16 protein-coding genes and 1 pseudogene are annotated in these 20,618 nt (G+C 64.7%); 14 read left to right on the top strand and 3 right to left on the bottom strand.

Annotated features, from left to right (window positions below):
* Positions 1-92: 92 nt before the first annotated feature.
* Both NYR58_RS03870 and NYR58_RS03865 read left to right on the top strand, forming a co-directional pair.
* Positions 93-1,544: an efflux RND transporter periplasmic adaptor subunit gene (locus NYR58_RS03870; protein ID WP_315903317.1), complete on the top strand. Its 1,452-nt coding sequence runs from the start codon at positions 93-95 to the stop codon at positions 1,542-1,544.
* 3 nt (positions 1,545-1,547) lie between these two features.
* Positions 1,548-4,727: an efflux RND transporter permease subunit gene (locus NYR58_RS03865; protein ID WP_261519147.1), complete on the top strand. Its 3,180-nt coding sequence runs from the start codon at positions 1,548-1,550 to the stop codon at positions 4,725-4,727.
* A gap of 111 nt (positions 4,728-4,838) precedes the next feature.
* Here NYR58_RS03865 and NYR58_RS03860 read toward each other — a convergent pair whose 3' ends face one another.
* Both NYR58_RS03860 and NYR58_RS03855 read right to left on the bottom strand, forming a co-directional pair.
* Positions 4,839-5,510, bottom strand: a complete 672-nt coding sequence (locus NYR58_RS03860; protein ID WP_261519146.1) for an RES family NAD+ phosphorylase — start codon at positions 5,508-5,510, stop codon at positions 4,839-4,841.
* Between the two features lie 47 nt (positions 5,511-5,557).
* Entirely contained in the window at positions 5,558-5,971 is a 414-nt protein-coding gene (locus NYR58_RS03855) for an MbcA/ParS/Xre antitoxin family protein (protein ID WP_261519145.1), read from the bottom strand.
* Between the two features lie 771 nt (positions 5,972-6,742).
* On the opposite strand from NYR58_RS03855, the gene NYR58_RS03850 reads away from it, so the two are divergent.
* The 7 genes and pseudogenes from NYR58_RS03850 to NYR58_RS03825 all read left to right on the top strand — a co-directional run bounded on the left by NYR58_RS03850 (position 6,743) and on the right by NYR58_RS03825 (position 12,615).
* Entirely contained in the window at positions 6,743-7,741 is a 999-nt protein-coding gene (locus NYR58_RS03850; protein WP_378074606.1) for an ABC transporter substrate-binding protein, read from the top strand.
* Between the two features lie 3 nt (positions 7,742-7,744).
* Positions 7,745-8,521, top strand: a complete 777-nt coding sequence (locus NYR58_RS03845; RefSeq protein WP_261519143.1) for an ABC transporter ATP-binding protein — start codon at positions 7,745-7,747, stop codon at positions 8,519-8,521.
* A complete protein-coding gene (locus tag NYR58_RS03840; protein WP_261519142.1) occupies positions 8,472-9,317 on the top strand; it encodes an ABC transporter permease in 846 nt (281 codons plus the stop codon). The genes NYR58_RS03845 and NYR58_RS03840 overlap by 50 nt, the downstream gene beginning before the upstream one ends.
* Positions 9,314-10,708: an amidohydrolase family protein gene (locus NYR58_RS03835; protein WP_261519141.1), complete on the top strand. Its 1,395-nt coding sequence runs from the start codon at positions 9,314-9,316 to the stop codon at positions 10,706-10,708. Before NYR58_RS03840 ends, NYR58_RS03835 begins: the two co-directional genes overlap by 4 nt.
* Before the next feature lie 114 nt (positions 10,709-10,822).
* On the top strand, positions 10,823-11,812 hold the full coding sequence (locus NYR58_RS03830; protein WP_261519140.1) for an isopenicillin N synthase family dioxygenase: 990 nt from the start codon (positions 10,823-10,825) through the stop codon (positions 11,810-11,812).
* 83 nt (positions 11,813-11,895) lie between these two features.
* Positions 11,896-12,114: pseudogene (locus NYR58_RS20565) on the top strand (IS3 family transposase); the annotation flags it as partial.
* A gap of 84 nt (positions 12,115-12,198) precedes the next feature.
* Positions 12,199-12,615, top strand: a complete 417-nt coding sequence (locus NYR58_RS03825; RefSeq protein ID WP_261519139.1) for a lysozyme inhibitor LprI family protein — start codon at positions 12,199-12,201, stop codon at positions 12,613-12,615.
* A 232-nt stretch (positions 12,616-12,847) separates the two neighbouring features.
* Here the strand turns inward: NYR58_RS03825 and NYR58_RS03820 are convergent, their stop codons facing one another.
* On the bottom strand, positions 12,848-13,855 hold the full coding sequence (locus NYR58_RS03820) for a TerC family protein (RefSeq protein WP_261519138.1): 1,008 nt from the start codon (positions 13,853-13,855) through the stop codon (positions 12,848-12,850).
* A gap of 775 nt (positions 13,856-14,630) precedes the next feature.
* Here NYR58_RS03820 and NYR58_RS03815 point away from each other — a divergent pair.
* Genes NYR58_RS03815 through NYR58_RS03795 form a run of 5 tightly spaced genes read left to right on the top strand, consistent with a single transcriptional unit; the run spans position 14,631 to position 20,563 of the window.
* Positions 14,631-15,668, top strand: a complete 1,038-nt coding sequence (locus NYR58_RS03815) for a LacI family DNA-binding transcriptional regulator (RefSeq protein ID WP_261519137.1) — start codon at positions 14,631-14,633, stop codon at positions 15,666-15,668.
* A 1-nt stretch (position 15,669) separates the two neighbouring features.
* Positions 15,670-16,686 carry a Gfo/Idh/MocA family protein gene (locus tag NYR58_RS03810; RefSeq protein ID WP_261519136.1) on the top strand — a complete coding sequence of 339 codons (1,017 nt, stop codon included), beginning with the start codon at positions 15,670-15,672 and terminating at the stop codon, positions 16,684-16,686.
* The gene (locus NYR58_RS03805; RefSeq protein WP_261519135.1) at positions 16,683-18,269 is read left to right on the top strand and encodes an acyl CoA:acetate/3-ketoacid CoA transferase; all 1,587 of its coding nucleotides are present in this window, start codon (positions 16,683-16,685) and stop codon (positions 18,267-18,269) included. The genes NYR58_RS03810 and NYR58_RS03805 overlap by 4 nt, the downstream gene beginning before the upstream one ends.
* Entirely contained in the window at positions 18,262-19,038 is a 777-nt protein-coding gene (locus NYR58_RS03800; RefSeq protein WP_261519134.1) for an enoyl-CoA hydratase/isomerase family protein, read from the top strand. Before NYR58_RS03805 ends, NYR58_RS03800 begins: the two co-directional genes overlap by 8 nt.
* A gap of 13 nt (positions 19,039-19,051) precedes the next feature.
* Positions 19,052-20,563, top strand: coding sequence for an aldehyde dehydrogenase family protein (locus tag NYR58_RS03795; protein ID WP_261519133.1), 1,512 nt, complete (start codon positions 19,052-19,054; stop codon positions 20,561-20,563).
* Positions 20,564-20,618 lie beyond the last annotated feature (55 nt).

Below are 20,618 nucleotides of genomic sequence, written 5' to 3'. Positions count from 1 at the left end.
GGATACGGAACCGGGGGTGTCCGGCACGTTGCCGGAGCCTCTGTTTTCGGCACCGCCCGCGGTGCCGGCGGGTTAGGGCATTTTGCGGCCAGATGGAATCATCTGGCGTCGGACAAATGCAGCAAAAACAAATAGATGGATCGGATCAGCGTTTCAATGAAATGATGAATCGGTCTAGGTCGATACGGCGTGTGCAGCGCCGTATTTTCGTAAGTTCTTCATTTTTTACTGGTAGACGCCGAGCAACCCGTTTACCTGCTGCGGCGAAGCTTGCGCCGCCCATTTGGAGCAGGCATCATGGCTCCGCGCATATGTGCTTCAGCAGATATGGTCTGATGCAAATCAAGGAGGATCAAATGGGGTGCTCTTGCTTCCGGCGATGCGGGCCCTATGCGCTCGCTCTGGCGCTTGGCCTTAGCGCCTTGCCGGCTCCCGCATCGGCTCAGCAGTCCGGAAGTGGGGATGCGCCCCCGCCCGCCGTCATCGTGGCGCCGGTGAAGGCGCAGGATCTCAGCAGGTCCATGGATTTCATCGGCCGGATCGAAGCAATCCAGCAGGTCGATCTGCGTGCCCGCGTTGAGGGGTTTCTGGAGAGCATCAACTTCTCCGAAGGCAGCAGCGTGAGCCGGGGCCAGGTTCTGTTCGAGATCGAGAAGGGGCCCTACGAAGCCACGCTTGCCGGTGCCGAGGCGGCGCTTTCCTCCGGTCAGGCCGCGCTTGCTGGCGCCGAGGCGGCGCTCATCCAGGCCCAGCAGGAGGTCGACCGGCAGACGGTCCTTGTCGAACGCGGCACCGTGGCCCAGTCCGTCCTCGACACCGCGATTGCCAGACGCGACGAGGCGAAAGCCAATGTGGAAGCGGCGAAGGCGCAGATTGCCGCCGCCCAGGCTCAGCTTCAGGCGGCGAGGCTCAACCTCTCCTATACAAGCATCACCTCCCCCATCGACGGGCGCATCGGGCGCACCAATGTCACCGTCGGCAATCTCGTCAATCCGCAAAGCGGTGTGCTCGCCACGGTGGTGCAGACAGATCCGGTCCGCGCCGTCTTCTCCGTCTCGGAACGGGACTATGTGACCCTTGCCGAGAAGAACAAGGATGGCGCCGATATCAGTTCGGACGACTTCGCGCTGACCCTGCAGCTGCCCGACGGCAATGCCTATGAGCATCCCGGCAGGATCACCTTCGTCGACAATCGGGTGGACCCCAGGACGGGTACGATCGCCGTGTTTGCCGATTTCGCCAATCCGGACGAGATCCTGGTTCCCGGCCAGTTCGTGACGGTGACGGTGGAGATCGGCCAGCCGCAGCATCTCCCGGTCGTGCCGGCGGCGGCCATCCTGCAGGACAAGGACGGCCCCTATGTCCTGGTTCTCGACCAGGAAAACCGCGTCCAGATCCGGCGTGTGCAAACCAGCCAACAGACGGCCGGGGCCGTCGCCGTCTCGACGGGCCTGACCGAGGGTGAAGTGATCGTCGTCGACGGTCTCCAGCGTGTTCATCCGGGACAGATCGTCGCTCCGCAGCAGGCCCCGTCGGAGAGCTAAACGATGATTTCGGGAATCTTCATCGAGCGGCCCCGCCTGGCGGTGGTGATCGCCATCGTCATGACGCTAGTCGGCGCCATGGCGCTGTTCAACATTCCTGTGGCCCAATACCCGGATATCACGCCGCCCGTCATTCAGGTGTCGGCCAAATATCCCGGCGCGGACGCGGAGACCGTGGCCGAGACCGTGGCCGCCCCCATCGAGGAGCAGGTCAACGGCGTCGACGGCATGATCTACATGTCCTCCACCTCGTCGGCCGACGGATCCTTCACGCTCAATGTCAGCTTCGAGATCGGAACGGATCCCGACATTGCCCAGGTGAATGTCCAGAACCGCGTGGCACTGGCCACGCCGCGGCTGCCGGAAGCGGTCAGCAGGCTCGGTGTCTCCGTCTCGAAGCAGAATCCGAGCTATCTTCTGTTCATCAACGTGTTTTCGCCCAACGAGACGCACGACGCGCTTTTCCTGTCGAATTTCACATCCATCAACATTCGCGACGCGCTGGCCCGCGTGGAAGGCGTGGGCCAGGCCTCCCTGATGGGCGAACTCCAGTACTCGATGCGCATCTGGCTCGACCCGAACCGCATGACGGCGCTCGGCATCGCGCCGCAGGACGTGGTGAACGCGATCCAGTCGCAGAACATTCAGGCGGCGATCGGTCAGATCGGCGCGCCCCCGATTGCCGACGACCAGGCCCTGCAATACAACATCACCGCCCGCGGGCGCCTCAACGCGCCGGAAGAATTCGGCGCCATCGTGGTGCGCACCAACGAGGATGGCGGCGTGGTGCGGGTGCGCGACATCGCCCGTGTGGAGCTCGGCGCGCGTTACTATGCCACCACCAGCAAACTCAACGGAAAGCCTGCCGCAACCCTCGCCATCTTCCAGGCGCCGGGCGCCAATGCCCTTGCCGTGGCCGAGGCGGTGCGCGCCGAGCTCGAACGGCTGGAGCCGCGCTTTCCCGATGATCTCGAATACGAGGTGACGTACGATTCCACGGCCTTCGTCACCGCGACCATCGAGGAGATCATCTTCACCCTGGTGCTGACCGGCCTGATCGTGCTTGCGGTCGTCTATGTGTTCCTGCAGGATCTGCGGGCAACGCTGATCCCGGGGCTCACCATACCGGTCTCCCTCATCGGCACGTTTGCGATTCTTCTGGCGCTTGGATTTACCGCCAACACGGTCACGCTGTTTGCCGTCATTCTCGCCATCGGGCTGGTGGTCGACGATGCAATCGTCGTCGTCGAGAACGTCCAGCGGATCATGGAGGAGAATCCGGGCATCGACCCCAAGGAGGCGACGCGCACCGCGATGCGCCAGGTCACGGGACCGGTGATTTCCACCACGCTGGTTCTGATCGCGATCTTTGCGCCGGTTGCCTTCATTCCCGGCATCACCGGCCAGCTCTACCAGCAGTTCGCCGTGACGATCTGTGCGGCGGTCACCCTGTCGGCCATCAATGCGCTTACCTTGAGCCCGGCCATGTGCGCGACCGTCCTGCGGCCGCCGCGTGAGAGGAGCGGCCCCTTCCGCTGGTTCAATCTCGGCCTCGACCGCGCCCGCAACAGCTATACCCGCGTCGTTGGCATGCTTGCGCGCCGTGCCCTGGTGGCCGGCGTCATCGTCGTGGCCATTGGCGCCGCCACGGCCTATCTCTTCGCGCGCACGCCCACCGGCTTCGTGCCGACGGAGGATCAGGGTGCGTTGTTCGTCAACGTCCAGCTTCCCGACGGCGCGTCCCTGCCGCGCACGGAAGACGTGCTTGCCCGCGTTCAGGAGATTTCCTCGCAGACCCCGGGCGTGGCGAACGTCATCACGGTCGCCGGCTACTCGCTTCTTTCGAGCGCCGCCTCGTCGAATGCCGGCCTGGCCGTGATCGTGCTGGATCCGTGGGAGGAGCGCAAGACGCCGCAGACCAGTCTGCGGGGCATCCGGGCCAACCTCATGGCGGCCTATTCGCAAATTGCCGAGGCCAACATCGTCGCCTTTCCGCCGCCGGCCATTCCCGGCATCGGCAACACCGGCGGCTTCGACTTCCGCCTGCAGGCGCTGGGTGGCCAGTCGGCACAGGATCTGGCCGCCACCATGCGCTCCTTCGTGGTGGCCGCCAATGCCGACCCGGCGATCGGGGCGGCCTATTCCACCTTCTCCGCGGAGGTGCCGCGTCTGTTCCTGAATGTCGACCGGGTCAAGGCGGAAAGCCTTGGCGTGCCGGTCTCGGCGCTCTTCCAGACCCTGCAAGCCCAGCTGGGCTCGGTTTATGTCAACGACTTCAACACGCTGGGCCGGACCTTCCAGGTCACGCTGGCGGCCGATCAGCGATATCGCAGCCGGCCGGAGGACATTCTAAGCCTCTATGTGCGCAACAATCAGGGCGACATGGTGCCGGTGCGCACGATTGCCACGGTCGAAACGCGCTTCGGTCCGAGCCTCATCAACCGCTACAACCAGTTTACCTCGGCGACGATCAATGGCGACGCCGCGCCGGGCCACTCCTCCGGCCAGGCCATGGCGGCGCTTGCCAATGTGGCCGCCAGCATCCTGCCCGACGGCTACAGCTTCGAGTGGTCCGGCCTCAGCTATCAGGAGGTGACGGCTTCGGGTCAGGTCGGCTTCATCTTCGCGCTGGCCATCATCTTCGGCTATCTGTTTCTGGTCGCGCAATATGAGAGCTGGTCAGTGCCGCTGGCGGTCATCACCTCGGTCACGGTTGCCATCCTGGGTGCGCTGGTGTCGATCGCGGCCCTCGGCATGGCCAACAATGTCTATGTCCAGATCGGCATCGTGCTGCTCATCGGACTTGCGGCAAAGAATGCCATCCTTATTGTCGAGTTCTGCAAGGAAAGCCGCGAGGCGGGCCGCAGCCTGGTCGAGGCGGCGCTCGAAGGGGCACACATGCGCTTCAGAGCCGTGCTGATGACGGCAATCTCCTTCGTGCTTGGCGTCGTACCGCTGGCGGTGGCGAGCGGCGCGGGCGCGGCAAGCCGTGTTTCCATGGGCATCACCGTGCTTGGCGGCATGGTGGCAGCAACGCTTGTCGGCGTGGTTCTCATTCCGCCGCTTTATGTCCTGTGGGAGTGGGTGGGCGAGCACCTGACCGGCCGTCATCGGCGCACCCCCGATCCGTTTACCGGCGAGGAGCCCGACATCGCGGCCAAGGAACCCAAGGCCGCCGAATAGCCCCTCCCCCTCAACCGAAAACACCCGGGCTCGACAAGCGCCCGGGTATTCCTTCAAGAACTGCCCCGCCGCCGGGCGGCGCCAGGCGCGCCATTGCCCGCGTCTTCCCGTCTACACGGCCTGCACAACGCGGAAGACCTGGCCACTGGCGATGTCGCGACACAGGTCCACGCGATCTCCGTTCCAGTGATAGTCGAGGTGGCGGCCCTGGATGGGGTTGGCGGCGCAGTCGGGGTAGAACAGCCCGGCGCATTCGCCCCCCTCATGGCGCACGCTCGGATAGACGACGCCGTCGCTGCCTGCGGCGTGTAGCGCCGCTCCGAGCCCCTGGGCGGCGGCGTAGTCCTGCGGGTCGAGCGCGGCACGCCAGTGCCGTGCCGCACCGCGCAGGTCGTTGAGGTCGGCCTCGATGTCGAGCACGATCTCGCGGAATTGCGAGGTCCAGCCCGGCGGTTCGCGGCTTGCGGCCATGAAGCGCGCGTGGTGATGGATGGTCTCCCACAGCGCCGTCTCGAAATGGCGTGCCACATAAAGCACGCCATAGGCGCCGGCGCTGAAGCGGCTGGGCCGGTCGGGGCTGACATGGGTGAAGGGCGCCATCAGATAGGACGCGCCGGGACCCGCCACGCGCCGGGAGGGCGGAACGAGTTCAAGATTGCCGATCGATTCCATCAGCCGGGGATTGGTCTTCTGCTCGGCGGACAGGATAAGCGGCCAGTCCGCCGGATCGGCAATATCCTCGAACAGGTCGATGGGCGGGTGCACGCTGCGGATGATGCGCACCGCCCCCTTCCACGCAACATGGTTGACAGGAGGGAGACCCCTGCCCTTCACCAGCCGCCCCGCTCGGCATCGAGAAAGCGGCGCACGCGCATCAGATCGGTCAATTCTCCACCCAGCATGATTTCGAGCGGCGTGCGTCCGCCGAAGGCCGCGTTCGGCCTCGAAACCCAGTCATAGGCGCGCTGCGGCTCATGAAAGATGATCCGCAGGGCCTTGTGAATGCCCATCAGATTGGACAGGCGCGCCCGCCCGTCACGGTCGATGCGGCCGATATGGCCCGCCTTCCAGCGCCGATAGGTGCGCAACGGAAGATCGAGCAGCACGCTTGCCTGCTCATCGCCGACGCCCCACCGCGCAAACAGATTGACCGCGGCGCGGAACATGGCCTGTGCCTCTGCATCGCTGATCGGCGCTGGCACGAAATGTGGGGCAACGGTGTCTATGGGCTGCAGGATGGCCATCGGGCACTCTCCCTTTCAGGCCAATATAGGCTTGATGTTGCCAAATGGCAAATAATGCGCAATAGCTGCCGATTGGCACCCGTCCCCGTACCGCCCCTCTTCTCAAGGTTCATCGTGCGGCACTGGAACGGCCGCTCTGCCCATCCCACAAAGCGGAGGCCCAGCATCAGGCCACGGCGGTTCCGATACAATCTGTTGCAAGCACCCCTGAGAGGTGCAGGCCAGCTCTGCGGGGTAATATGATGAAGGCCGATGCCGGTTGATGGGGCGACACGGGGGTTGTCTCGCCAGCGGCTCCCTCCTCTGGAGACGGCACGCATTTCGTGCCGAAGCGTGCCTGTGCGCAGCGGCCTTGCCGCACCCTGACAGAAAAGATGACTAGATACATCAAGATAAGTCGTCTGGTCCACAGCACACATCAGATGACGACCACATAGCGCAAAGATTGTGCAAAGCGTCAGTATGCACATATTATAGGCAGAAAGAGACCGCACTTTGCGCTTCTGCATGATGCGGGTTGGCCATCCCCGCAAAAAAGGTCAGGAATTTCAAGGACCATCGCAACTGGCACGCTTCCTGCATGTGGTTCAATGAGTAGAAGCGGTCAGGGCGACAAGGCCCGGGACATTGCTCGGCACGACGGATCTTCTTCAGGAGGCGCCCATGCCGAAGCCCTACTCGCGAACATCCTCCCAAGATGGTCGTCCGCCCGCCGGTCCTTTCGGATCGGCGGGCTGCAATATCACTGGCATGTTCAGAGGGAACAGAAGAATGATAGGGAAAATTGCAACGAGCCTGCTCAGCTCGGCCGTGACGGCAGGCCTGGCGGTCGCAAATGCCGAAGCCGCCGACAAGGTGATCTACCAGCTCGACTGGCTGCCCGGCGGCGACAAGGCACCGATCTATGTCTGCATCGAGATGGGCTTCTGTAGCGAGGCGGGCCTGGAGGTGACGATCGAATCCGGCCGCGGCTCGTCGGAAGCCATCACAAAACTTGCCACCGGCAATTCCGACATCGGCTCGGCGGGACTGGGAGCGGTCATGGCGGCGAAGGCGACCGAGGATGTGCCCGTGACCGCCGTCATGTCGATCTTCAACAAGGGCCCGCACGCCTTTTACACGCTTGCCGGCAACGGAATGGAGGAGATAGCGGACGTCAAGGGCAAGACCGTCGCCACCTCGCCCTTCACCGAATCCAACGTCTACCTGCCGCTGGTGCTCAAAGACCTCGGCATGTCCGAAAGCGACATCACTCTCACCAAGGCCGATCCAGGCGCTCTGGGGCCCATGCTGATGACGGGGGCCAGCGACGTCATCATTGCCTGGTTGACGGATCTCTCGCGCTACCAGGGGCAGGCGAACCAGGCCGGCAAAGAGCTCGTCGTGCTGCCCTGGTCGGCGGCGGGCCTCGACCTCTATTCAGCGGCACTCGTCGCATCCGACACGTTTCTGGAGGAAAGGCCCGAGGTCGCCAAGCGCTTCATCGCCGCTTTCAGGAAATCGGTCGAGTTCTCCAAGGAAAATCCGGCAGAAGCCGCTAAAGCCGTTGCGGCCATGGTGCCCGAGTTGCAGGTGGAAAACGTGGAAGGCTCGCTCCGGGACGCGCTGGTCCTCATCTTCAACGAAGTGACGGAGAAGGACGGGCTGGGTGCCTTCGAGCCGGACCGACTCAAGGCTACATGGGAGCGCGTAGCCCAGGCTCAGGGCTTCGATCTAGGCGCACTCGATCCTGAGACGGCGGTCGACCGCAGCTTCCTGCCGGGGGATTGACCAGTGGCGAGAAGCCCCAATGCCATCCGTTTTTCCGGCGTGGGCCAAGCGTTCGAAACCGCTACGGGCGTGCTCGAAGCCCTGGACGGCGTAGAGGCCAGCATCGCGCGGCACCAGTTCGTGGCGGTGCTCGGCCCTTCAGGTTGCGGCAAGTCCACGCTGCTGCGGCTCGTGGCAGGGCTCCTTCAGCCGACGCGGGGCGCTGTCGAGGTGTTCGGCCTGGAGGTAACCGAGCCGCGCGACGATATTGGTATCGTCTTTCAGAAGCCGACACTTCTGCCCTGGGCGAATGTGGAGGACAACACCGTCTTCCCGCTGCGTCACAAGACGGGCCGCGTGGAGGCACAGGACCGGGAGCGCGCTCGCGCGCTTCTTGCCAAGGTGGGGCTTGCAGGTTTCGAGGAACGCCTCCCGGCAGAACTTTCGGGCGGAATGCAGCAGCGCGTCGGCATCGCCCGCGCGCTGCTCATGAATCCCGACATCCTGCTCATGGACGAGCCCTTCTCCGCCCTCGACGCGCTGACGCGCGAAGAGATGGGCTTAGAGCTGCTGCGCATCTGGGAGGCGCAGCCCAAGACCGTGCTTTTCATCACCCATTCGATCGGCGAAGCGGTGCTTCTGGCCGACCGTGTTCTGGTGATGAGCGAACGGCCGGGCCGCGTGATCGAGGACTTGACGATCGAGATCGACCGTCCGCGCGGCATCGAGACGAGCAATAAAAAGGTGATGCATGACTATGTCGGACACCTCCGAAGCCTCCTCCTCAAGCGCGCGGCATGAGGTGGAATTTACCTGGCGACGGACCGCAAGGCGGGCATTCCGCGCGCCCGGCCTGCTGCCGGCCGCCACTTTCATCGTCGTCCTTCTCGTGTGGGAGGCTTCCTGCCGGATCTTCCAAATCCCGCCCTTCGTCCTGCCGGCGCCAAGCCGCGTTCTCGGCGGCTTCGACAGCATCCCCGTCATGCGTTGGATCGATCATGTCTGGGCGACGCTCCGCGTTGCCTTGCTCGGCTACGTCGTCTCCATTGTCGTTTCCTTGCCGGTCGCGGTCATGCTTGCCCGCTCGGCGGTCCTCTCGCGGGCAATCTACCCCATCCTCGTGGTGGTCCAGTCCACGCCGGTGGTGGCAGTGGCGCCCATCATCATCGTGGCTCTCGGCTCCGGCGACCTGCCGCGCGTCGTCATTACCTGTCTCATCACTTTCTTTCCGCTGGTGGTCTCCACCACGACGGGGCTGATGGCAACGCCACCCGAACTGATCGAACTGTCGCGCAGCCTGCGTGCGCCGGTCATGCGCGAGATCACGCAGATACGTTTTCCCTACGCGGTACCCTATATCTTCTCGGCGCTCAGGATATCGGTGACGCTCGCCGTCATCGGTGCCGTCGTCGCCGAGTTCGTCGCCGCCGAGAAGGGCGTCGGCTACTTCATCCAGTTTTCCACCTCCATGTTCCAGGTGCAGCAGGCCTGGGCGGGGCTCGTTGTCCTCGTCCTTCTGTCGCTCATCCTGTTCCAGATCGTCACGCTGGCCCAGCGCTTCTGGTTTCCCTGGAGCCTGCCGAAGGAGCGGATATGAGCGACTTCCTCATCAAGGGCGCGCTGGGCATCCTGACCGGCCGCCCAGGCGCGGCGGCACGCGCCAAAAGCGACATCCGCGTGCGCGGCGGCGTGATCTCAGAGATCGGAAGCCTTGCCGCGCTTCCCGGTGAGCGGATCGTCGATGCATCGGGCGCCGTGGTCACGCCCGGCCTCATCAACACCCACCACCACCTTTTCCAAAGCGTGCTCAAGGCCGTGCCTGCGGGCATGAATGAGGCGCTCGCGGCGTGGCTCCGGCTGGTGCCCTATGCCTTTTGGGCCTGCATCGATGAAGAGGCGCTGCGCGTGTCCGCCACCGTCGGCCTTGCCGAGCTTGCGCTTTCCGGCACCACCACCGTCGCCGACCACCACTATTTCTTCTCGGATCGTTACGACTTCGATCCCCTCGACGTCCTGTTTAAAACCGCCGAGCGGTTCAACCTGCGCTTCGTGCTCGCACGAGGCGGTGCCACGAAGGGGCGGGCCTTCGATACCGACCAAACGGCACCGCTTCCCGTCGAGCGGCTCGACCGGATGATCGCTTCCGTCGAAACAGCCGTGAGGCGCTGGCACGACCCTTCGCCCACCGCCATGCGGCGCGTCGCATTCGCGCCCACGACGCCAACTTTCTCGCTGTATGAGGCGGAGCTGAAGGAGATCGCCACGGCAGCGCGGGCCATGGGAGTGCGGCTCCATTCGCACCTTTCGGAGAACATGGACTATGTCGACTACACGCTGGCCCATTACGGCAGGCGGCCGGTCCATTGGCTGGCGGAGCATGGTTGGCTCGGGCCGGATGTCTGGTTCGCCCATCTGGTGGAATGCGACGAGGGTGAGTTGCAGCTTCTCGCCAAGACCGGATCGGCCATGGCGCACTGCCCACAGGCCAATGCCAGGCTCGGCTCGGGCATCGCCCCTGCCGACCGGCTCCACGCACTGGGCGGCACAGTCTCGCTCGCCGTCGATGGTGCTGCAGCAAACGAGGCCGCCGACATGATCTCCGCGCTCTATTCCGCCTTCTCGCTGCACAGGGCACAAAAGGGCGTTGGGGCGGTTGATGCGGAAACCGTCCTCCACTGGGCGACCGCCGGCGGAGCCCACGCACTGGGTTTCGAGACGATCGGCACCTTGGAGCCAGGCAAGCAGGCCGACATCGCCATCTTCGACCTCGATGCACCCCGCTATTTCGGCCAGCACGACCGCGTGTTGGGACCTGTCATTTCCGGCGGGCAGCCGCGTGTCCGCGCAAGCTTTGTCGCCGGTCGTCCGGTCGTGGAGAACGGGCGTCTTCCCTGGCTCGACATGGAAAGGCTCGCTGCCGATGCGACGCGCATCGTCGCACGCATCGCCAACAAGCACGACGAAGGGAGGTTCCGGGCAACGGCATAGGGAGCGCCCATCCCGTCACAATCCGGGAGTAGAAGCAGTCAACGCCTCCGGCGCCGGTCATTGCTCCTTTGAAAAATTGCGGTCCGACCGCGCTTCAACAAACGGAGTTTACCCATGCAAAGGATTGACTATGGCCTTGCCGAGCTGAACAAGGAAACCACCTTCGGCGGCGAAGGCGGGGAGAAAGAGCGCCACGTGCCGCGCATCGACATGAGCGACTACGAGGGCCGCAAGCAGGAGATCGCCGACGCGCTGTGGACGGCGGCGACGGAAATCGGCTTTTTCCAGCTCGTCAATCACGGCATCCCCCAGGAACAGGTCGATGAGGCCTTCGCGATGTCCGAGCGCTTCTTCGCCCTGCCAAGCGAGGTGAAAGCGAAGTATCCGCTGGTCGGCGGCACCAATGCGGGCTGGGAGTACAAGGCGCAGGTGCGCCCCTCCACGGGAACCGCCGACCACAAGGAATCCTACCAGATCACCCTGCCGCGCATGGAAAAGCTCTGGCCAAGCGGCGAGGAGCTTTCGGGCTTCAAGGCGGTGATGCTTTCCTTCGAGCGGGCGAACTGGGCGCTCGGCATGAAGGTGCTCGAATGCTTCCGCCTGAAACTCGGCTTCGCGCCGGATTTCTTCACCGATCGTCACGATCCGCAATCACCCGAATACCAGAGCACGTTGCGCCTCCTCCACTATCTCGGCATGGAGAACGCCAAGCCGGAGGACTTCAAAATGTGGCGAGCCGGCGCGCATACCGATTTCGACTGCCTCACCCTCCTGCATCAACGCCCTGGCCAGGGCGGTCTGCAGCTTTGTCCGGGCAAGGAAGCCGGTGAGCTCGAATGGACCGACGTGGAACCCGCCCCCGGCGTCGTCACCTGCAACATCGGCGACATGCTGATGCGCTGGAGCGACGACAAGCTGCTCTCCACGCTGCACCGTGTGCGCATGCCCAAGCCCCACGAAAGCCAGGGCTCACGCTACTCCATGGCCTTCTTCTGCCAGGCCAACAAGGACGCGGTCATCCAGGGGCCGGAGAAACGCTACGATCCGATCACCGCGCACGACTACCTTCAGCAGCGCATAGCGGCGAACTTCGCCAAGCACTGAACACCGTGGCAGCGGAGGCCGCCGGCCCGGCGGTCTCCAGCAGCGGCAACCCGCGCAGTGCCCGGGAATCGGCGCGCTCTATCCGCCCACAGCAGACCTTCATCAAGAGCTTCGACGGCAGCCTGGCCGATGCCCGTCGCAAGCCGGGCCTCTGGCGCTTTGATGACAGCACCGTCAGGCGCATTCCCAGATCGGCAACAAGACCCCAGCAGAAGCGCGCTGGGCGCTTGAGTAATCCGACGGCCCCGCGCCTGGCGCTTGCCCCACTCGAAACCGACCACTATCAACCCCAAGGACTCTCGTACGGCCGACCGCGGCGGGGACGGGCATCTGAAGTAATCCTGAAAGCCCTGGACTGTGTGCACACTACCGAGGAGAAATAGATCATGAGATGCGCAGCAATACTGATAGCTGGCGTCGCTCTGGTGTCGCCGAATTTCGCCTTTGCTCAGGATATGAGCAAGTGCATCGAGATGGAGACGCAAGGAGGCATGACCGAGTGTGCCATTGCGGCCTTGAATACGTCCGACAAGAAGCTCAATGAGCTCTACAAGCGAATTGAAGCCCGCCTTTCGGACGACGCCGACACGAAGAAACTGCTCATTCAAGCACAGCGTGATTGGATCCGGTTTCGCGATGCGGAGTGCAACTTCCAGACTGCCGGGGCGGCTGGAGGGAGCATTGCCCCTGCCCTCGTCGCGATGTGCATGGATGGGCTGACACAGTCCCGCATCGAGGACTTCGAGGGCTATCTGAACTGTGAGGAAGGCGATCTGAGCTGCCCCATTCCCGCAGCGAACTGACGCGCGCTCTTGAAGGCAGCCCCTTCTGGATGGAGGCCGCTGCGAGAGCTGACCACCGCCGGGCATGCAGGCGCGCAATGCCGGAAGCACCATTGATCGCCAGCGGGCTTTGCCTGCCCCAATGCACAACCTCCAGCGCGCCTGCCGCCGAAGCTTCTCCGGCGGCAGGCAGCGGAGGGGACCAGGTTTCCCTCCCCCGAAGGCTTGCCCCCCATCGGGGCCGGCGGACGGGCTATTCGGCTCCATCTCGCCTGTCGGCTGTCTCCTTTACCGGGCTGCCTGGCACCCAGCCGGTGGGCAGGGTCTGCGGTTCGGGCGCCATGCCGCGGGTGCGGATGAGCGACAGGATGATCGAGCCGCCGATGAGGACCACGGTGATGAGCAGGGCCAGCTCCGTGGGCACGAACTTGCCGCCATAGAAGTAGTTGGCGATCATCTTGAAGCCGATCACCACGAGGACGAGCGACAGCGCGTATTTCAGGTAGACGAAGCGCGGCACGATGCCCGCCAGCGCGAAATAGAGCGCGCGCAATCCCAGAATCGCAAACACGTTGGAGGTGTAGACGATGAAGGGATCGGTGGTGATGGCGATGATCGCCGGGATGGAGTCCACCGCAAAGACCAGATCGGTGAACTCGATCATCACGAGCACGAGAAAGAGCGGCGTGGCATAAAGCAGGCCGTTCTGGCGAACGAAGAAGCGCTTGCCGTGAAAGGTCTCGGTGAGGCGGAACCGTCGCCGCACCGCCTTGAGGACGATGTTGTTCTCAAGGTCCGGCTTCTGATCGGCCACGATCAGCATCTTGATGCCGGTCACGATCAGGAAGGCGCCGAAGAGAAGGGCCATCCACGCAAACTGATGGATGAGCTGCACGCCGGCGAAAATGAGAACGCCGCGCATGAACAGCGCGCCGAGAATGCCCCAGAAGAGCACCCTGTGCTGATACTGCGCGGGCACGGAGAAGTAGGTGAAGATCAGGACGATGACGAAGATGTTGTCGACGCTGAGTGACTTCTCGATGAGATAGCCTGTCAGGAAGTCGATTCCGTCCTGCGTGCCCCGAAGCCAGAAGAGCCCGGCCCCGAACAGGAGAGCGAGCACGACATAAAAGAGGCTGAGCCAAAGGGCTTCGCCCACCTTGATCTCGCGCTCCTTGCGATGGAGGACGCCGAGATCGAAGGCGAGAAGCGCTATGACGAAGAGGTTGAACCCGACCCAGAGCCAGATGCTTGATTCCATTGATGTTGTTCCGCGTGCTCTCCCATGCGGGGAGGCTGGATGAACTTGAAGGGATAAGACGCGCCCGCGGGCAGGCAGTCACCGCCCGCTCAGATCGCAGACCGGGAAGCCTGGGCGCGGCGTATCGGGGGGCTTGCATGCATCGAACGGCGTGATCCGTCCGGTGGTCCCGCGTGAGCCCGCCATGGTTTCGTTCGGGCGTGTCATGTCTTTCTCCATGCTCCGGCCGTGCCGCGGCCATTCGGGCTGCGGCCTTCACCTTCTGCCTGGAGGACGACGGGGCCTTCGACGAGGATCGACCAACAGGCAAGATGCGCATGCCGCAGCTCACTCGCAGTCCGACATCGCAGTGCCGCAAGCACTGCCAGAGGGGCCCGGACGAGGCACATCTGGGAGCGCGGCGAATGGTTTTCAAGCGCTGCCGGCGAAATCCCGGGAGATCCAGCCCGATGCCGGGCGATGACCGGCTCGGGTCGGTCAAGGATGTCTGGCGGAACGGCGCCCATCCGCTGCCCGGCTGCGCAGGGTCGAGCCATCGAAAGAAAACCGAACAGGCGAAATAAATGGAACGTTCCAATTTTTCTCGAGTCCCTCTCGATGCGAGGACGGAGAACATCCACTGCACATCTTCCTGCCCTGCGCTCTCCTAAATCGTCATATTTTTTAAGGTTCTTCGGAGAGTTCAACAGCGAGACAGGACATCCCGCTTGACGGGCGGGCAGCGAGGAATTAGAACGTTCCATACAAACCGCCTCGCAGGAGGTGGAGGGAGGAAATGGCCAATCGCATGAAGGCGACGATTCTCGACGTGGCCCAGCGCGCCGGCGTGTCGAAGTCGACCGTGTCGCTCGTCCTGCAGGGCAGCCCGCTTGTGCGGCCCGAAACCGCCTCCCGCGTCAGGGCGGCGATCGAGGAAGTGGGCTATGTCTACAATCGCGGCGCGGCCAATCTCAGAAAGGCCCACTCCAATGTGGTGGGCATGATCATCAACGATCTCACCAATCCCTTCTTCGCGGAACTTGCGGTGGACATCGAGCGGGTGTTCCAGTCGGCCGGCCTCGTCTCCTTCCTTGCCAACACGGCGGAGAATCCGGTCAGGCAGGAAGAGGTCGTGAAATCCTTCATGGAGCAGGGCGTCTCCGGCCTGATCGTCTCCCCCGCCCACGGCACCCGGCCCGACGCTTTCGAGCGCATCCGCGGCAGCGGCCTGCCGGTCCTCTTCGTCATGCGCCGGCTGCCCGGCAGCCGCGTGCCCGTTGTCGCGCCCGACAACCATCAGGGCGCGTTCGTCGGCACCCGTCATCTGATCGGCAAGGGGCATCGCCGCATCGCCTTTCTGGGCGGCTTTCCCGACATGGTGGTCTACCACCAGCGCGTCGGCGGCTACAAGGCGGCGCTGGCGGCCGCCGGCATCGAGGTGGACGATGCGCTGATCGTGGAGGCCGACACCAACCGCAAGGGCGGCATGGGCGCGCTGGAGACGGCGCTTGCCCGCGACCCGCAGATTTCGGCCGCCCTGTGCTTCAATGATGCCGTGGCCTTCGGCGCGATGATCCGGCTGCGCAAGCGCGGGCTGGAGCCCGGCCAGGATTTCGCGATCGTCGGCTTCGACGATGTCGCGGAGGCCCAGCACTATGTTCCCGCACTCACGAGCGTGGCCGTCGATACGGCGGGGCTCGGCGAGCGGGCGGCACACATGATGCTCAACATGATCCGTGGCGGCACAACGCACGCCGAAGATCACATCGGCGCCGTCAACCTGATGGTCCGCGCAAGCTGCGGGCCGGAACTTTCGAAAGGAAGGGCAGCCTGAAATGACGGTAAAATGGGGACTGATCGGCGCAAGCACGATCGCACGCCAGTTCATGATCAACGCCATCCGCAGCCAGCCCGATGGCGAGGTGGTGGCCGTTATGAGTTCGGATGCGGGGCGCGCCGAGCGCTATGCGCGCGACAACGGCATCCCCCATCACTTCAGCGATCTCGATGCCCTGCTCGGCTCGCCGGTCGATGCTGTCTATATCTCCACCACCAACGAGCTGCATCTTGAACAGACGCTCGCCGCTGCCAGGGCCGGCAAGCACGTACTGTGCGAAAAGCCGCTGGCGCTGACCAGCGCGGAGGCCCGCAAGATGGTCGCCGCCTGCCGCAAGGCCGGTGTGGTGATGGGCACAAACCATCACCTGCGCAATGCCGGCGCTCACCGCGCCATGCGCGAGGCCATTGCGGCCGGCCGCATCGGCAGGCCGATCGCCGCGCGCGTCTTCCATGCCGTCTACCTGCCGGAACATCTGCAGGGCTGGCGCATAAGGCGGCCGGAGGCCGGCGGCGGTGTGGTGCTCGACATTACGGTGCACGACGCCGATACGCTGCGCTTTGTGCTGGGCGAAGACCCCAGCGAGATCTCGGCCGTCGTTCAGTCGGCGGGGCTTGCCTCCGGCGGTCTTGAAGACGGTGCCATGACGGTGATGAAGTTTTCCTCCGGCCTCATCGCGCAGACCCATGAGTCGTTCACGGTCAGATATGCCGGGACCGGCTTCGAGGTGCACGGAACGGAGGGCTCGCTCATTGCCCGCGACGTCATGACCCAGAAGCCGGTCGGCACGCTCATGCTGCACACGGCCGCCGGGGAGGAAGAGCTGAGCTTTGATCGGGAAGACCTCTACACGCGCGCCCTGCGTCAGTTCCATGCCGCCATCCGCGGCGAAGGGGCACCCTCTGCCACGGGCGAGGACGGGGTGTGGTCGCTTGCCGTGGCCGAGGCCGCGCTCGAATCGGCGCGTAAGGGCCGCAGCGTGTCCATCGATCCGCAACTGGGGAGCGGCAGGTGAGCAAGGAAATCACGGCGCAACAGGCAGCGGGACTCATCCGCGACGGGGCGGTCGTCTCGGTCTCTTCCTCGAGCGGTTTGGGCTGCCCGGATCTCGTGCTGGCCGCAATCGGCGAGCGCTTTGCGCGCGAGGGGCATCCGCGCGCCATCACCACGCTTCATCCGATCGCCGCGGGAGACATGTATGGCATCAAGGGCATCGACCATCTGGCAAGACCGGGCCTCCTGAAGAGAACCCTCTGCGGGTCCTATCCCTCCGGCCCCTCCTCTGCCGAGCCGCCGCTTATCTGGCAGATGATCGGCGCCAATGAGGTGGCGGCCTACAATGTGCCCTCGGGCATCCTTTTCGACATGCATCGCGAGGCCGCCGCAAAGCGGCCCGGCGTCCTGACCAAGGTCGGCCTCGACACCTTCGTCGACCCGCGCCACGGGGGCTGCGCGATGAATGCCGCCGCGGCCGAACCCATCGTGCGCCGCGTGGAGTTCGACGGGGAGGAATGGCTTTATTTCAGGGCCATCGTGCCGGATGTGGCGATCATCCGCGCCACCACGGCGGACGAGCGCGGCAACCTCACCTACGAGCATGAGGGAGCCTATCTCGGCGCGCTCGACCAGGCGCTGGCCGCCCGCAACAATGGGGGCGTGGTGATCGCCCAGGTCAAGCGCATCGTGCAGAGCGGAACGCTGAAGCCCCAGGATGTGCGCGTGCCCGGCGTCCTGGTCGACCATGTGGTGGTAGCCCCCGAGCAGCTCCAGACAACCCAGACGCCCTACGATCCGGCCATTTCCGGCGAGATCTTCCGTCCGCTCTCCTCTTTCTCCACCCCGGCGATGAGCGTGCAGAAGGTGATTGCGCGGCGGGTGGCGATGGAGCTTGCCGACGGCATGGCGGTCAATATCGGCTTCGGCATCTCGGCCAATGTGCCGCGCATCCTGCTCGAGGAGGGCCAGCACGGAAAGGTCACCTGGGTCATCGAGCAGGGGGCCGTGGGCGGCGTGCCGCTGCTTGACTTCAAGTTCGGCTGCGCCTCCAACGCCGAGGCCATCATGCCCTCCCCCCAGCAGTTCACCTATTTCCAGGCGGGGGGATTTGACGCCACGCTTCTCTCCTTCCTGCAGATCGACCGCGACGGCTCGGTGAACGTCTCCAGGCTTTCCGCGCGGCCGCATGTGACCGCGGGTGCCGGAGGCTTCGTCGACATCACCGCCCGTGCCAGAAAGATCGTCTTTTCCGGCCTCTTCAAGGCGGGTGCGAAGCTTGCCCTGATGGAGGATGGCATTCGCGTCGAACAGGAGGGCAAGGTCAACAAGATCGTCGACAAGGTGGAGCAGATCTCCTTCTCCGGCCGTCGTGCCGTCGCCCAAGGGCAGGACGTCACCTATGTGACGGAACGCTGCGTGATGAAGCTTGTGCCGGATGGTCTGCTTGTGACCGAGCTTGCGCCCGGCATCGACCTGCAGCGCGACGTGCTTTCCCAGGCCGACATACCGCTGCGTCTCGCCGACACCTTGAAGACGATGCCCGCAGCGCTCTATCGCGAGGCCCCCATGGGGTTGCGTCTCGGTGGAGGCGATCATGGCTGAGGCGCTGGTGCGGCTGGAGGTCGACGGCCCTGTGGGCACGATCACCCTCGCGCGGCCGGACAAGTTCAACGCGCTCGACATCCCCATGCTGGAGGCGCTTGCCCGCCGGCTGGACGAGGTGGAGAACCGAGCCGAAATCCGTGTGGTTCTGCTCTGCGGCGAGGGCAAGGGCTTTTGCGCCGGCGGCGATGTGGAGGCGTGGTCGGCGCTGTCTGCCGCCGATTTCCAGCATCGCTGGGTGCGTCTCGGCCACCGCGTGTTCGACCGCCTCGCCGGCCTGCGCCCGCCCACCATCGCCGTGATCGCCGGTCATGCGTTGGGAGGCGGGCTGGAGCTGGCCGCCGCCGCCGACTTTCGGGTGGCCGAGCGGCATGTGAAGCTGGGGTTTCCCGAAGCCTCCATCGGCGTGGTGCCCGGGTGGTCTGGCACGCAGCGCGCCGTCCGCCGCTTCGGCGTGCAGGCCGTCAGGCGCATGGCCCTGGGCGGGGAGGTGCTGCAGGCGGAAGCCGCCCACGCGCTGGGTGTGGTCGACCGGCTTGCCGAAACCGGCCAGGGCCTGGAGCAGGCCCGCGCCTGGGCCGAAGAGATTGCCGTGCGCGGCCCTCTCGCCACCGAAGCGGTGAAGATGATGATCGCGGTTGCCGAGGGCGAGAAAGGCGCTGCCGCCACGGAAGCACTGGCAAGCGGCTTCATCGCCTTGACACAGGATCTGCAAGCCGGCGTTGCCGCCTTCCGCGGCAGGCGGAAGCCCGAGTTCGGCCGCAAGTAGGAGGAGACGCCAGATGACCGCTGCGCTGACCATTGCACTGCCGCCGGAAGCAGACAGGGACCCCGCCTCCTACAAGCTCCTCATCGGCGGGCGCTTCGTCGATGCTGCCGATGGAGGCGTGATCGAACGGGCCAGCCCCGGCCACGGTTTCGTCGTCTCGCGCTATGCGCGGGCCACCGAGAAGGAGGTGGACACCGCCGTCGAGGCCGCCCGCCGGGCGTTCGAGACGGGCCCATGGCCGCGCATGAAGGCTTCCGAGCGGGCCTCCGTTCTGCTGAAGGCGGCCGAGCTCATCGAGATGCGCCTGGAGGAGATCGCCCGTCTGGACGTGCTGGAATCGGGCAAGCCCATTGCCCAGGCACGCGGCGAGATCGCCGGCGCGGTGGACATCTGGCGGTATGCGGCGGCCCTCGCGCGCACGCTGCATGGCGAATCCTATGCCAATCTCGGGGAGGCCATGCTGGGGGTGGTGGTGCGCGAGCCCATCGGCGTGGTCGGCATCGTCACGCCCTGGAACTTCCCGTTCCTGATCGTCAGCCAGAAGCTGCCCTTTGCCCTGGCCGCCGGCTGCACGGCGGTGGTCAAGCCGAGCGAGATGACCTCCGCCTCCACATTCGTGCTGGGCGAAATCCTGCTTTCGGCCGGCCTGCCGGAAGGCGTGGTGAATGTGCTGGCGGGCACCGGCGAGGAGGTGGGCGCGCCGCTCACCCGCCATCCAGGCGTCGACATGGTCTCGTTTACGGGCTCGACGCGTGTCGGCAAGCTCACGATGGCCGCAGCTAGCACGTCCCTGAAGAAGGTCGCCATGGAGCTTGGCGGCAAGAACGGCCAGATCGTCTTTCCCGATGCCGATCTCGAGGCGGCAGCGGATGCGGCCGTCTTCGGCGGTTTCTTCAACGCCGGCGAGTGCTGCAACGCCGGAAGCCGCCTCATCGTGCATGAGGCGATCGCCGAGGACTTCCTGGCCGAGGTTGGCCGGCTGACCGATCGGGTCACGGTGGGCGACCCGCTCGATGAAGGCACCAAGGTGGGCGCCATCATCTCGGCCGCGCATGCACAGAAGATCCGGGATTATCTCGACGGCGCAGCCAGCGATGGGGCGCGGATCGTGCGGGGTGGCAAGGCGCTTAGCGCATCGGCCGGCGAGTATCTGGCCCCCACCATCGTCGCCGGTGCCAGCTCCACCATGGCGATCGCGCGCGAAGAGGTGTTCGGCCCGGTTCTCACCGTGCTTGCCTTCCGCGACGCGCAGGAGGCGGTCCGCATCGCCAACGACACGAATTATGGCTTGTCGGCGGGCATCTGGAGCAGCAACATGGACAATTGTCTGACCGTGGCGCGCGGGGTGCGTACGGGCACGGTGTGGGTCAACACCTTCATGGACGGATTTCCGGAGCTGCCCTTCGGCGGCTATCGGCAGTCGGGCCTTGGCCGCGAACTCGGCCTGCGCGCGGTGGAGGACTATACGGAGGAGAAGACAATCCAGTTTCACAAGGGACCCAGAACCAACTGGTGGCTCGGGTAGCTTTGCGAAAGATCCGGCAGGAAACGCCGGAAGACCTGCAACAAGGGAGGTAGCA

It is taken from the genome of Chelativorans intermedius (genome assembly GCF_025398255.1).
GTDB classification, from domain to species: Bacteria; Pseudomonadota; Alphaproteobacteria; order Rhizobiales; family Rhizobiaceae; genus Chelativorans; species Chelativorans intermedius.
Note: the sequence above shows the minus strand (reverse complement) of the source record. Positions and strands in the feature narration are given on the sequence as shown.

Coding starts and splice junctions, on each gene's coding strand:
- NYR58_RS03855 (WP_261519145.1), bottom strand. CDS start 5,971: ATGGCCATCCTGCAGCCCATAGACACCGTTGCCCCACATTTCGTGCCA.
- NYR58_RS03820 (WP_261519138.1), bottom strand. CDS start 13,855: ATGGAATCAAGCATCTGGCTCTGGGTCGGGTTCAACCTCTTCGTCATA.
- NYR58_RS03840 (WP_261519142.1), top strand. CDS start 8,472: ATGACTATGTCGGACACCTCCGAAGCCTCCTCCTCAAGCGCGCGGCAT.
- NYR58_RS03870 (WP_315903317.1), top strand. CDS start 93: ATGGAATCATCTGGCGTCGGACAAATGCAGCAAAAACAAATAGATGGA.
- NYR58_RS03810 (WP_261519136.1), top strand. CDS start 15,670: ATGACGGTAAAATGGGGACTGATCGGCGCAAGCACGATCGCACGCCAG.
- NYR58_RS03815 (WP_261519137.1), top strand. CDS start 14,631: ATGGCCAATCGCATGAAGGCGACGATTCTCGACGTGGCCCAGCGCGCC.
- NYR58_RS03795 (WP_261519133.1), top strand. CDS start 19,052: ATGACCGCTGCGCTGACCATTGCACTGCCGCCGGAAGCAGACAGGGAC.
- NYR58_RS03825 (WP_261519139.1), top strand. CDS start 12,199: ATGAGATGCGCAGCAATACTGATAGCTGGCGTCGCTCTGGTGTCGCCG.
- NYR58_RS03800 (WP_261519134.1), top strand. CDS start 18,262: ATGGCTGAGGCGCTGGTGCGGCTGGAGGTCGACGGCCCTGTGGGCACG.
- NYR58_RS03865 (WP_261519147.1), top strand. CDS start 1,548: ATGATTTCGGGAATCTTCATCGAGCGGCCCCGCCTGGCGGTGGTGATC.
- NYR58_RS03850 (WP_378074606.1), top strand. CDS start 6,743: ATGATAGGGAAAATTGCAACGAGCCTGCTCAGCTCGGCCGTGACGGCA.
- NYR58_RS03835 (WP_261519141.1), top strand. CDS start 9,314: ATGAGCGACTTCCTCATCAAGGGCGCGCTGGGCATCCTGACCGGCCGC.
- NYR58_RS03830 (WP_261519140.1), top strand. CDS start 10,823: ATGCAAAGGATTGACTATGGCCTTGCCGAGCTGAACAAGGAAACCACC.